Below are 12,956 nucleotides of genomic sequence, written 5' to 3' on the forward strand. Positions count from 1 at the left end.
GATAATTTCGGCCGTTTTTAAATTGTTAAGGTTAACGCGGCGCGTGACTTTCGGTGGAGAAAATCGGCCGATGAAGAGCGCTCAGGCGACTTTGTTGCGACGGCGTTGAACGACGCGGCGGCCGATGCCCTGCTGCAGCAGCGGGATATTTTGGGAAGGCACAGGCTGCGAGAAAACGTAGCCCTGCACAAGATCGGCACTGCGGTGCTTGTTGAGCAGTGCGAGCTGCTCCTCGGTCTCGACGCCCTCGATGACGATCTTCAGGCCCAGTTCGCGGGCGAGATGGACGGTGCCGCGCAACAGCTTGAGCCGGCGGGTATCCTCGACGATGTTACGCACGAAGGAGCGATCGATCTTGACGATATCGAGCGGCAGCGTGTCGAGATAGCTGAGGCTGGAGAAGCCGGTACCGAAATCGTCGATGGCAATGGTGATGCCGCGAGCCCTGAGCTCCGCCAGGATGGCGCGTACCGCCGCCGGCTCGTCTATCAGGCAGCTCTCGGTGACTTCGAGATGCAGCCGCGCCGCATCGAGGCCGGAATGGGCAAGCGCATCGGCAACCACCGCAAGGATGTCGGCATCGCGCAGGTCCCGCGCCGAGAGGTTGACCGAGACGGCGATATGGTCCGGCCAGTTCATGCATTCGCTGCACGCCTTGAACAGGACGAAACGGGTGATGTCGGAGATGATGCCCATATCTTCGGCGAGCCGGATGAAGACGTCGGGCGGGATCGAGCCCTTCTCCGGATGCACCCAGCGCGCCAATGCCTCGGCGCATTCGATGCGTGAGCCGTCGGCCCGGAACATCGGCTGGAAGACCAGATGCAGCGCCTGCGCCGACACTGCGTCGCGCAGATCCGCCTTCAGCTTCTGCTGCTCGATATAACGGCCGTCCATCTCCCGCTCGAAGCCTGATATGCCGCCCCTGAAGCGCGACTTGCTTTCAAACAGCGCCAGATCCGCCTTGACGCTCCATTCATCCATCGCAAAAGCGGTGCTTTCAAGGATCGCGTAGCCGGCGCTGAGCGAAACGAGGAAGGTCAGCTCGTCGACCTCATAATGACCCTGGATCGCGGCGTGCACGCGACGAATCTCGATGTCGAGCGAAGCCGGCTCCTTGGCATGCGGGAAGAACAGGATGAACTGGTCTCCCATCAGCCGGCCGAGGATGGCATTGCCGGAGGCCTGCTTGATGCGGGCGGCGATGGCACAGAGCAGATGGTCGCCGGTGACGTGGCCGCGCATGTCGTTGACATGTTTGAACTCGTCGATATCGAGGACCATGAAGCCGAGCGGCCCGGACTTCCTCTGATGTTTGCCGAGATACTCCTGCACAAGCTGCCCGAAATATTCGCGGTTCGGCAGGCCGGTCAGCGCATCGAAGCGGACCATGTGCATGATCTTCTGCTCTGCCTTCACCCGGCTCGACACGTCCTCGAAGATCAGCACGGCGCCGCCATCGGCCCTTCGGCTGGCGGAAAATTCGAGCGACAGGCCCTCGGGGAAATGAATGAGCGTGCGCGACAGGTTACCTTCGGCAACCTGGGTGAGCTGACGCAGGATCAGCTCCGGCTGCGAGGCGTCCATGAAGCTGTAGCGCGCGCCATAGCGCAGCACGGCGCCGAGGTCGCGATCCTTCAACCGCTCCGGCGCACCGATCTTCAGAAGCTCGCAGGCCTTGCGATTGACGACCTGGATACGGTTTTCGGCATCGACCATGACCAGGCCATGCGGCATGTTGTTGAGCGCCGTATCGAAGCGGTCGGCGATGATGGTGATTTCCCGGCGCGCGATGACATTCTCATAGAGGAACTCGCGCACGCCGTTTGCCATCGCCCGCGTCGTCAGCCAGAAGGGAATGAGGAAGATCGACAGCAGGCCGCGATAAAAATCCAGCGCCAACAGGCTGCAGACGATCATCGGCAGACAGCAGGAGAAGGTCTGAAGGTCGACCGCCAGGCGTGAACCGTAATTGCGGCCGACGACGGAGACCATCGTCGCCATCGTGACGGCAATGCAGGCAAGCTCCGCAAAGGAATCGTGCACGACGAAGATGGCATAGCCGCTGGCGATGCCAAGCAAGGCGGTGGTGCAGGCCGCACCGGCAACCAGGATCCGCTCCCAACGCTCTATTCCGGCGCGCGACAGGCTTTCCTTGTCGACGCAATCGAACTGCCGGAAGATGACCATACGAACGCAGAAGACCAGAAGGAAGGCGGCCGCCAGCGGGATATAGACGAAGAACTGCGTCTTGGCGGCAACGGCAAGGCACGTGGCGACATGCACGATCACGCCAGCAAGAAGCGTCATGCGATTCCCGGAAAGGGAACTCACAAACGACAGATACACATCTATAGGGACCCTGTTCGGGTTATCTGGCTTCATCCACACTTTCCCTGTGCGCGGGAATTCTAAGCCCAACCCTTTAAAAATTGATTTCAATGGAATCAAACATTTGGTCAAATTTTCTAAAACCAGAGGATGAACAGCACAGCCTACGCGAGATAATGCATCCTTCTCGCGAGTTTATTGAAATAATTTATCCACGCCTGGGTTGTCGAAATATTCGACGCTCCTAAAGCACGACCGGCGCGGATAAGACTATACTCCAAGGCCAGCCATTTATCCTTCCAATTTCAAAGGCCGTAGTCTACATCGGTTGCAAAGGGAAAACTGCCGGAAAACCGGCAGGATAAGAACAAGGGGAGAAAATGTCGGTACTTCTGGCCGCCAGTCGGCTGATCGACTCGATCAGCCAGTTCATGGGCAAAATTTCCGAATATATGGTGCTGTTCTGCTGTCTGATCAGCGCCGGAAACGCCATCGTCCGCTATGCCTTCAACTACAGTTCGAACGGCTGGCTTGAGATCCAGTGGTATCTCTTCGCCTTCGTCGTCATGCTCGGCGCCTCGCATGCGCTGCGCAACAATGAGCATGTCCGCGTCGATCTGATCTATGGCTCGGTTTCCGACAGGGCGAAGATCTGGATCGACATTGTCGGCCTTATCGTCTTCCTCCTTCCCGCATGCATCTTCCTCACCTGGATTTGCTGGCCCTTCTTCGCGCTTTCCTACCAGCAGGGGGAAATATCGGGCAATGCCGGCGGGCTGATCCGCTGGCCCGTCAAGCTGGTCCTCGTCGCCGGTTTCGGGTTGCTTTCACTTCAGGGCATTTCCGAACTGATCAAGCGGATCGCAGCCCTTACCGGCCATATCAGCATCGATATGAAATACGAAAAGCCGCTGCAGTAGCGCGAGCTGGGAGAAACGGATTTGTTTGATTTCGGCATTATCCCGCCGGCCATGTTCCTGGGCATGGTCATCTTCATGCTCTACGGCTTTCCGGTCGCCTTTTCGCTCGCCGCCGTCGGCCTGTTCTTCGGCATTATCGGCATCGTCACCGGCCATTTCGGCGAGGTCTTCCTGCAGGCTCTGCCGCTGCGCTTCTTCGGCATCGTCTCCAACGACCTGCTGCTCGCCATCCCCTTCTTCACCTTCATGGGCGCGGTGCTGGAGCGCTGCGGGCTGGCCGAGGATCTGCTCGAAGGCACCGGCAAGCTCTTCGGTGGCATACCCGGCGGCCTCGCCTATGCCGTCATCCTCGTCGGCGCCGTGCTCGGCGCCATCACTGGCACGGTGGCCGCCTCCGTCATCACCATGGGGGTGATCTCGCTGCCGATCATGCTGCGCTACGGCTACAGTCCCCGCCTTGCCACCGGCGTTATCGCCGCCTCGGGCACGATCACCCAGGTGATCCCGCCCTCGCTCGTGCTCGTCGTTCTCGCCGACCAGCTCGGCAGGTCGGTCGGCGACATGTATCTCGGCGCGATCGGTCCCTCGATCCTGCAGGTGACGATCTTCGTGCTCTTCATCCTGGTGATGTCGATCATTCGGCCGAAGTCGATGCCGCCGCTGCCGAAAGAGGTGCGCGGCGACTTCAACTGGGCGCTGCTCGCGAAGGTCCTGATGGGCATGGTGCCCTCGATCGTGCTGATCTTCCTGGTGCTCGGCACGATCTTCATGGGCCTCGCGACGCCGACCGAAGCCGGCGCGCTCGGCGTTGTCGGCGCCATGCTGCTCGCCGCCATGAATCGTCGCCTCACCTGGCCGCTGATCCGCGAGGCGATGACATCGACCACGCATATCACCTCGATGGTGGTGATGATCCTCATCGGCTCCACCTGTTTCAGCCTTGTGTTCCAAGGCATGGACGGCTCGCGCTGGATCGAGCACATGCTGTCGGGCATACCAGGCGGCCCGGTCGGCTTCCTGATCTTCGTCAACATCTTCATCTTCGTGCTCGCCTTCTTCCTCGATTTCTTCGAGATCGCCTTCATCGTCATCCCGATGCTCGCCCCCGTCGCCTCCAGTCTCGGCATCGACCTGATCTGGTTCGGCGTGCTGATCTGCGTCAACATGCAGACGAGCTTCATGCACCCGCCCTTCGGCTTCGCGCTCTTCTACCTGCGCTCGATCGCCAGCAAAGACGTCAAGACCTCGGATATCTACATGGGCGCACTCCCCTGGGTCGGCATGCAGCTGATCCTGGTGGCGATCGTGATTTTCTGGCCGCAATCGGTAACCTATTGGCTGGATCGCGGCCCGAAGGTCGATCCGAACTCGATCAAGATCGAAGTCCCGGGCTTCGGCGGCCAGCTCGGCCTGCCGCCGCTGGGCGGCGGCGGCAACGGCTCACCGCAGATCCCCGGCCTGACCCTGCCGCCACTGAACGGCCTGCCCGGAGCACCGCCGCCACCTGCCAAATAGCAGCCCAGAAAAACAAAACCCCGGACGGAATCCGGGGTTCTGCCATTGCGTTCATCTCAACTGCCGAGCTTGCCGGCGGAAAGCTTAAAGCTTCCCGGCCCGCTGCTGGATCATCATGAACGTGTCGAAGGTGTATTCCGAAAGCTGCATCCAGAGATAGGCATCCCGCTTGAAGGCGGCCTGATCGTCGAAGATCTTCTTGAAATACTGGTTGGTGCCCGAGATTTCGCTGTAGATGCCGGTCGCAGCCTGGAAGCATGCTTCCATGATCTCCTGGCTGAACGGGCGCAGCGTCGCGCCTTCCGCAACGAGCTGCTTCAGCGCCGTCGGGTTCTTCGTGTCGTACTTCGCCAGCATGTTGGTGTTGGCGAAGGCGCAGGCATCGGTCAGGGCTGCCTGATAATGCTTGGGCAGGCTGCTCCATTTTTCGAGATTGAAGAATCCGTGCACCGTCGGGCCACCTTCCCACCAGCCCGGATAATAGTAGTACTTCGCCACCTTGTGGAAGCCGAGCTTCAGGTCGTCATAGGGACCGACGAATTCGGCCGCATCGATGGTGCCTTTTTCCAGTGCCGGATAGATGTCACCGCCGGCGATCTGCTGCGGGATCACGCCGACCTTTTCCATGACACGGCCGGCAAGGCCGGCAATGCGCATCTTGACGCCCTTGAGGTCGTCGAGCGTATTGATTTCCTTGCGGAACCAGCCGCCCATCTGCGCACCGGTATTGCCGGCCGGCAGCGCATACATGCCCTGTGTGGCATAGAATTCGTTCATCAGCTTGTTGCCGTTGCCTTCGTAATACCAGGCATTGGTCAGGCGGCTGTTCAGGCCGAACGGAATGGCCGTTCCGATGGCATAGGTCGGGTCCTTGCCGACGAAATAATAGGAGGTGGTGTGGGCTGCCTCGACCGTACCGGCGGCGACGGCATCGACGGCCTGCAGGCCCGGCACGATTTCACCGGCCGCAAAGGGCTGGATCGTGAAATTGCCGTCGGTGGCGGCGGCAACATGCTTGGCGATATCCTCGGCTCCGCCATAGATCGTATCCAAGCTCTTCGGAAACGACGATGTCATGCGCCACGCGATCTTCGGATTCTCCTGCGCGATCGCAGGCGCTGCCAATGCCGTTGCGGCGACCGCACCGGCGCTGGCGGTTCCCGCCTTCTTGAAAAACGAACGACGATCCATCAAAAACCTCCCATATAGATGGCACTGCGCGGCCAGTCTTCACCCCTACCTGCAGCGAGGGCAAAGCTAAGCATGGCAGTGGCCGCGATTCAAGCTTTAGTCTATTAGCCTTTGGCATCAAGATGGCAATAGGACGGCGCACACGTACCCATCAGAATCAGCGGCTTAGCGGCAAACGCCAGCGGCGGCACCGCCTCCGCCGCAATTTGCCTGGCTGATACAGCCAAACGTTGACTTGACGGCTGTTCTGGCGGCAGAAATGACCAGCATAAGATTTTTGACCGGGGCTGATATGACGAAACCGATCGTTGCCATTCCTGCCGATATCCGTAGCTTCGACGGCGCCACCTGGCACGCCGCGCAGCATCAATATCTGCGTGCTGCATTGAATGCGGCGGGCGTCATGGCCTTCATCATCCCCGCTTTCGAGGAAGGCTACGATACCGACGCGATTCTCGACCGCGTCGACGGCCTGCTGGTTTCCGGCTCGGCCAGCAATGTTCATCCCTCGCTCTACGGCGCCGAGGCGAGTGACAAGGACGGCCCTTTCGACCCTGCCCGCGACGCCACCAGCCTGCCGCTCATCCGCCGCGCCATCGACCGCGCCATCCCGATGCTCGCCATCTGCCGCGGCATCCAGGAGCTGAATGTCGCCCTCGGCGGCTCGCTGGCAAGCGAGATCCAGGAGCAGCCCGGCATCTGGGACCATCGCCGGCCGGAAGGCGTCGACCGGGACGGCATGTACGCCGTTCGCCAGAGCGTCCACGTCAAGGAAGGATCCTGCATCGCCGGCATTCTCGGCCCGGGCGAGGTCCGCGTGAATTCCCTGCATCGCCAGGCGATTGCCAGGACCGCCCCGCGCCTGCAGGTGGAAGCGACCGCCGAGGACGGCACGGTGGAAGCCGTTTCCGTCATCGACGCCAAGGCCTTCGCCGTCGGCGTGCAATGGCATCCGGAATATTGGGCTGAAACCGACAAGCCTTCGAACAAGCTGTTCGCCGCTTTCGGCGACGCCGTCCGCGCCTATGCCGCCGGCAAGCTGCCAGCCATCCCCGCGCAGGCAATCGCTTGATCGGCGCGGCGCCGACGCGCCGTGCGTTAGAGCGCTTCAGCTTTTCACGAAAACGCAGAACCGCTCTAACTTTTTGTTTTTACACAATTCCGGACGGAAAACCGCTCCGCACTTTTCCTGGAATTGCTCTAGACAGCGTGCGTGAGCCGGCCGCAGAGTCTATGCGACACGCCTAAGCCTTCTGCGGCGTCTCCGGCACCGGCGTCAGCGCCGCACCGTTCTCGAACCAGGCGATGAGATTGTCAGCGACGAGATCGGCCATCGCATTGCGCGTCGGCACCGACGCGGAGGCGACGTGCGGCAGCAGCACGGCATTGGCCGGCACCAGCAAGTCGGCCGGCACGGTCGGCTCTTCATAGAAAACGTCGAGGCCGGCCGCTCCGAGCGCGCCGGAAGCGAGGGCAGCACTCAGCGCCTGCTCGTCCACCGTCCAGCCGCGACCGACATTGACGAGAATGCCGTTCGGGCCGAGTGCGGCCAGAATATCGGCATCGATCGTCTTGTGCGTTTGCGGCGTCTTCGGAACGATCGCGATCAGCGTATCCACCGCTTCCGCCAGCCCCTTCAATGTCGGGTGATAATCGTAGGCCACATCGGCATGGCGCGACCGCGTGTGATAACTGATCTTCACCTTGAACGGCTCGAGCCGCTTGGCGATTTCGAGCCCGATGCGGCCAAGACCATAAAGCCCGACATGGCGGCCCTTGAGCGAGAAGCGCGACAGCGGATAGGCCGTGCCCGGCTTCCAGTTGCCCGCCCGCAGCCAGGCTTCGGCCCGCGGCAACTCGCGGACCGTATTCAGCAGCAGGCCGATCGCCGTATCGGCGACCTCGTCGTTCAGGACATCAGGCGTATTGGTGACGACGATGCCTTTCTCGGCGGCATGTTTCACATCGACGCCGTCATAACCGACACCGAAATTGGCGACCACCTCGACTCCAGGCAGTTGGTCCATCCAGGCGCCCGGAAACGGGCCGGAAACGGCGACGCCGCGGATACGGCCGGCAGTCTCGCCCTCAAGCGCAAGCCTTTCCTCGCGTGCGACGGCGATGATATCAAAACGATCCTTCAGCCTTTCGAGAACACGCTCGTGTATCTTCCCAGGGACGAGAATGGCAATGCGGGACATGGCTTTTCCTCTTGGATGACGGTCTTGGTTCAGGCGCGGGGCCGATGGGGACTGGTGGATTGGCGAATGCGCATTTCTGGCTTGATCAGATGCATGCCGTCGGGCTCATGGCTGCCGGCAAGGCGATCGAGCAGCGCCCGGGCGGCCAGGCGCCCGACTTCGGTCTGGCCGTTCCAGACAGTCGTCAGCGCCGGAGTGGCGATCGAGGCCTCCTCGAGATCGTCGTAACCGGTGACGGAAATATCGCGTCCGGGCACCAGGCCGGCGCGCGCAATGCCGTTCATCAGACCGATCGCCACGAGATCGTTCCAGCAGACGGCTGCCGTCGGCTTTTGCGGCAGCGACAGGAAATGCACGGCGGCCTCGAATCCGCCCTGCTTCGAGCGCGGGCCGGGAATGCGCAGGTTCGGATCGACCTCGATGCCGGCCTTGCGCAGCGCATTGACATAACCCTGGTAACGATCGCGGCCGGTGGATGTCTGGTCCGTGCCGCCGATCATGGCAATCGAGCGGTGGCCGAGGCCGATCAGGTGATTGGTGGCAAGCGAGATGCCGTAGCTGTCGTCACCCCGATAGGTCGGCAGGTCCTGCCCTTCCATCGAGCGGGCGACCAGGATCGCCGGCATGCCGTTCTCTTCGGCCAGTTGCACGTCCTCAGGCGGGGTACCGATCGCCGGCGACATGATGACGCCGTCGCCGCCGAGCTGCAGGAGCGTCTCGATGAAGGTGCGCTGCTTCTCGACATTGTCGTAATGGTTGGACAGGATGAAGGTGTGGCGGCTGCGGTCGAGCTCGCTTTCGATCGCCTTCAGGATCTCCCCGTAGAAGGGGTTCATGATGTCATGCACGACGACGCCGATGATGCCGGAGCGCGAGGTGCGAAGGCTGGCGGCGCGGCGATTGTAGATGTAGCCGAGCGCGCGCGCCTGTTCCTTGATCTTCTCCCGGGTATTACCGGCGACGAGCGGGCTGTCGCGTAAGGCAAGCGATACGGTCGCCGTTGAAATGCCGAGTGTTTCGGCGATTGTCGAAAGCTTGATTTTCTGGACCACGTGTCCTCCTCCAGGCAGCACGCAAGACAGGCAAGACCCCGCCGGAAACCGGCGCGGCCCTTAAAATGTTTAATTAAAAGATTTAATCGGCGGAAGCAATTCGTCTTTCAGGGAAATTTCAGTCTTCGTCCGGTTCTTCGATATGAATGGCTTCGGCCTGCAGATTGGCATCGATCGCCTTCAGCAGGCGGACGAGATTTCGGATTTCCTTTTCGGAAAACTCCTGCGTCGCCAGCTTGTCGCAGGCCGAAGCCGCCATCTCGATCCCCTGCACGCTGCCGCGGCCGAGTTCAGTGAGATAGACCTTGGTGAGGCGGGCATCCTCGGCATCGGGCTTGCGCTCGAGGAAGCCCTGCGCCTCCATGCGGCCGATCGTGCGCGTCATCGTCGGCGCCTTGACGCCGAGCTTCTGGGCAAGGCCGCCAGCCGTCATGCCGTCGCTCTCGGCAAGCGCGAGAATGACGCCGTCCTGGCCGGCATAGAGGCCGCTTTCAAGCAGGTTGCGCGACAGCACCGTACGCATGGAACGCGCCGCCTGGGTGAGCGCCGGAGAGAGATCGACGAGCGTATACTCGGTCTGGTCCTTCTTCTTGGACTTGTTCTTTTTGCCGTCCTTGTGCTTCTTTCCCATAGCCATCCCTTTGATCTTTAAGCCCCGGCGCCGCTGCGATATGACATTGCCCAGGATCTCGTCATAAACAAGAGGCTACGACCGGATGATGACGCCTTCGCCGCGCTTCGAGGACAGCAACCCGGCCTTTGCCCCGGACGGAGGCCGTCTGATCGCCGTGCTGCCGCTCGGCGCCCATGAACAGCACGGCCCTCACCTGCCCTTTGAAACCGACACGCTGATTGCCGAAGGTATCGCCGGACGATTGAAGATGGCCTTGCCTGCCGGCCGGCCGGTCACCTTTCTGCCCGCCGAATCCGTCGGCTACTCCATAGAGCATATGGATGTTGAAGGAACGAAGTCGCTTGCTTTCGACGAAGCGGTGAACCGCTGGCTCGGCATCGCTGAAGGCGTGGCGAAGCAGGGCATCCGCAAATTCGTGATGCTGAACGCCCATGGCGGCAATTCGCCCTTGATATCAATCGTCGCGACCGAGGCGCGGATCCGCTTTGCCATGCTGGCGGTGGCGACGAGCTGGACCCGCTTCGGCATGCCCGATGGCGTGGTCGCGCCGGAGGAAAAGGCGATCGGCATCCATGGCGGCGATATCGAGACCTCGGTGATGCTGGCGCTTCATCCCGACAAGGTTGATATGGCGAAGGCGGCGGACTTTTCCTCGCGGCAGACGGAGTTTGCCGCGCGTTTCAAACATCTGCGCGCCTACGGGCCGCACGCCTTCGGCTGGAAGATGTCGGATCTCAATACCGCAGGCGCAGCAGGCAACGCCGCGGCCGCAACGGCAGAAAAGGGTGAAGCGCTGATTACCCACGCGGTGAAGGGACTGGCGGAATTGCTCGAAGATGTCGATGCATTCGACGTCACGCAACTCCGATGAAGATGCGTCACCTGCACCGGCCAGACGATGTGATCTTATAACATTATAAAACCCTTTGAACTGCCACGCCCAAGCCATTATATGAGACCAACCGTTCAAGCAGCCGATCCCAGCCGCTCGGCCGCACGCCTAATCCTAGAGGTTCTCATGACCGACGCGATCTCCACCCAGAAGCCTATTCCCGTTACCGTGCTCACCGGTTATCTCGGCGCCGGCAAGACGACCTTGCTCAACCGCATCCTGTCCGAAAATCACGGCAAGAAATATGCGGTCATCGTCAACGAGTTCGGCGAAATCGGCATCGACAACGACCTGATCGTCGAGTCGGACGAGGAAATCTACGAGATGAACAATGGCTGCGTCTGTTGCACGGTGCGCGGCGACCTGATCCGCGTCGTCGAAGGCCTGATGCGCCGCCCCGGCCGCTTCGACGGAATCATCGTCGAGACGACGGGCCTTGCCGATCCGGTCCCGGTCGCCCAGACCTTCTTCATGGATGACGATGTGCGCGCCAAGACCGAGCTCGACGCCGTCGTCGCCCTCGTCGACGCCAAGCACCTGCCGTTGCGTCTGAAGGACAGCCGCGAAGCCGAAGACCAGATCGCCTTCGCCGACGTCGTCATCATCAACAAGAGCGACCTCGTGACCCCGGAAGAACTTGATGTGATCGAGGACATCGTCCGCGCCATCAACCCGGCCGCCCGCGTCTACAAGACCAGCCGCTCCGGCGTCGATCTCGCCCGCGTGCTCGACCAGGGCGCCTTCAACCTGGAGCGCGCGCTCGAAAACGATCCGCATTTCCTGGAGCACGGCCATGACGACCATGTCTGCGGCCCCGATTGTGATCACGACCACCACCATCATGACCACGATCATCATGATCACCACGGTCATGACCATCACCACGATCATCATCATGGTGCGATGTCGGCGATCCACGATATCACCGTGCAGTCGGTGTCGCTGCGCGGCGGCCAGATGAACCCGGAGCGTTTCTTCCCCTGGATCCAGAAGATTACCCAGACACAGGGGCCGAATATTCTGCGGCTCAAGGGCATCATCGCCTTCAAGGACGATCCCGAGCGCTACGTCGTTCAGGGCGTGCACATGATCATCGAGGGGGATCACCAGCGGCCGTGGAAAGAAGGCGAGAAGCACGAGAGCCGTCTCGTCTTCATCGGCCGCGATCTTGATCGCGCAAAGCTTGAAGCCTCCTTCAAGGCCTGTGAGGCAGCCGCCTGATGCCGACAGTTGCACCGCTTGATCTCGACGGCCACGTTCTGGCCGTCGAATTTTTAGGTGATGTTCCCTTCTTCGCAAGCGCAAACGGTACATTCCACCGGCTGGACGGCGGCGACAGGGTGTCCGAAGCCCATCAGGGCATGCTCACCGTCATCCGCGATCCCTATAGCGAGAGTCTGATCTCGGGCGGCGAGGACGGTAAGGTGCTGCGCATTGCCGCCGACGGTAGCGTCAGCGAGATCGCCACCGCGCCGCGCAAGTGGATTTCGCAGGTCGCAGCCGGCCCGCAGGGTGCCGTTGCCTATTCCTACGGCAAGAGTTCGCTCGTCCGCCTTGCCGACGGCACGACCAAGGAATTCCCCGAAGAGCGCACGGTCGAAGGCCTGGCCTTTGCGCCGAAAGGCCTGCGGATTGCGGCTGCGCGCTACAACGGTGTGTCGCTGCATTGGATCGGCATGAACGCCAAGCCGGTCGATCTGGAATGGAAGGGTGCGCATACCGGCGTCACCTTCTCGCCGGATGGTAATTTCCTCGTCACCTCGATGCAGGAAAACGCGCTGCACGGCTGGAAGCTCGACATCAAGCCCGGCGCTGAGGCCCGCCACATGCGCATGACCGGTTACCCCGCCAAGGTCAAATCGCTCTCCTGGTCGGTCAAGGGCAAATGGCTCGCCTCTTCGGGCGCGCCGGCGGCAATCGTCTGGCCCTTCCAGGGCAAGGACGGGCCGATGGGCAAGGCACCGCTGGAACTCGGCACCCGCGCCAATATCATGGCGACCGCCGTAAAATTCCATCCGCTCGAGGACATCCTCGCCATCGGCTTCATCGACGGCATGATCCTGGCCGTGCGCATTGCCGACAGCAAGGAGGCGCTGCTGCGCCGCCCCGGCAAGGGGGCGATCACGGCGATGAGCTGGAGCAAAAACGGCAAGCTGCTTGCCTTCGCCTCCGAAGCCGGCGATTGCGGCGTCATCGATATTTCGGCTTGAGGCCACATAG

The 12,956-nt window shown here is 61.3% G+C and carries 11 protein-coding genes; 6 read left to right on the top strand and 5 right to left on the bottom strand.

Going from position 1 to position 12,956, the window contains the following annotated elements:
• Nucleotides 1-81 precede the first annotated feature (81 nt).
• Nucleotides 82-2,385, bottom strand: a complete 2,304-nt coding sequence (locus tag FHT75_RS20630) for a putative bifunctional diguanylate cyclase/phosphodiesterase (protein WP_047616347.1) — start codon at nt 2,383-2,385, stop codon at nt 82-84.
• 326 nt (nt 2,386-2,711) lie between these two features.
• Here FHT75_RS20630 and FHT75_RS20635 point away from each other — a divergent pair, with 326 nt between their 5' ends.
• Together FHT75_RS20635 and FHT75_RS20640 are read left to right on the top strand one after the other, a co-directional pair.
• Nucleotides 2,712-3,251 (top strand): TRAP transporter small permease subunit, encoded by a 540-nt coding sequence (locus FHT75_RS20635; protein WP_063475307.1) that lies wholly within the window; start codon nt 2,712-2,714, stop codon nt 3,249-3,251.
• 21 nt (nt 3,252-3,272) lie between these two features.
• On the top strand, nt 3,273-4,766 hold the full coding sequence (locus FHT75_RS20640; RefSeq protein ID WP_063475306.1) for a TRAP transporter large permease subunit: 1,494 nt from the start codon (nt 3,273-3,275) through the stop codon (nt 4,764-4,766).
• A gap of 84 nt (nt 4,767-4,850) precedes the next feature.
• On the opposite strand, the gene FHT75_RS20645 is transcribed toward FHT75_RS20640, so the two are convergent.
• On the bottom strand, nt 4,851-5,957 hold the full coding sequence (locus tag FHT75_RS20645; RefSeq protein WP_063475305.1) for a TRAP transporter substrate-binding protein: 1,107 nt from the start codon (nt 5,955-5,957) through the stop codon (nt 4,851-4,853).
• Between the two features lie 292 nt (nt 5,958-6,249).
• On the opposite strand from FHT75_RS20645, the gene FHT75_RS20650 reads away from it, so the two are divergent.
• Nucleotides 6,250-7,029, top strand: a complete 780-nt coding sequence (locus FHT75_RS20650) for a gamma-glutamyl-gamma-aminobutyrate hydrolase family protein (RefSeq protein ID WP_047616342.1) — start codon at nt 6,250-6,252, stop codon at nt 7,027-7,029.
• Between the two features lie 172 nt (nt 7,030-7,201).
• Here the strand turns inward: FHT75_RS20650 and FHT75_RS20655 are convergent, their stop codons facing one another.
• The 3 genes from FHT75_RS20655 to FHT75_RS20665 form a co-directional block, all read right to left on the bottom strand.
• Nucleotides 7,202-8,158 carry a 2-hydroxyacid dehydrogenase gene (locus FHT75_RS20655; protein WP_063475304.1) on the bottom strand — a complete coding sequence of 319 codons (957 nt, stop codon included), beginning with the start codon at nt 8,156-8,158 and terminating at the stop codon, nt 7,202-7,204.
• Between the two features lie 29 nt (nt 8,159-8,187).
• Nucleotides 8,188-9,210, bottom strand: a complete 1,023-nt coding sequence (locus tag FHT75_RS20660) for a LacI family DNA-binding transcriptional regulator (protein WP_003590238.1) — start codon at nt 9,208-9,210, stop codon at nt 8,188-8,190.
• Between the two features lie 118 nt (nt 9,211-9,328).
• Nucleotides 9,329-9,841 (bottom strand): MarR family winged helix-turn-helix transcriptional regulator, encoded by a 513-nt coding sequence (locus FHT75_RS20665; protein WP_047616336.1) that lies wholly within the window; start codon nt 9,839-9,841, stop codon nt 9,329-9,331.
• An 85-nt stretch (nt 9,842-9,926) separates the two neighbouring features.
• Here FHT75_RS20665 and FHT75_RS20670 point away from each other — a divergent pair, with 85 nt between their 5' ends.
• From FHT75_RS20670 to FHT75_RS20680, 3 genes are all read left to right on the top strand, one after another.
• Nucleotides 9,927-10,715, top strand: a complete 789-nt coding sequence (locus FHT75_RS20670; RefSeq protein WP_063475303.1) for a creatininase family protein — start codon at nt 9,927-9,929, stop codon at nt 10,713-10,715.
• A gap of 147 nt (nt 10,716-10,862) precedes the next feature.
• On the top strand, nt 10,863-11,957 hold the full coding sequence (locus FHT75_RS20675) for a CobW family GTP-binding protein (RefSeq protein ID WP_047616331.1): 1,095 nt from the start codon (nt 10,863-10,865) through the stop codon (nt 11,955-11,957).
• Nucleotides 11,957-12,946 (top strand): WD40 repeat domain-containing protein, encoded by a 990-nt coding sequence (locus FHT75_RS20680; RefSeq protein WP_063475302.1) that lies wholly within the window; start codon nt 11,957-11,959, stop codon nt 12,944-12,946. The genes FHT75_RS20675 and FHT75_RS20680 overlap by 1 nt, the downstream gene beginning before the upstream one ends.
• The last annotated feature ends 10 nt before the right edge of the window (nt 12,947-12,956 follow it).

Source organism: Rhizobium sp. BK112 (assembly GCF_014193215.1).
In the GTDB taxonomy this organism is placed as follows: domain Bacteria; phylum Pseudomonadota; class Alphaproteobacteria; order Rhizobiales; family Rhizobiaceae; genus Rhizobium; species Rhizobium anhuiense.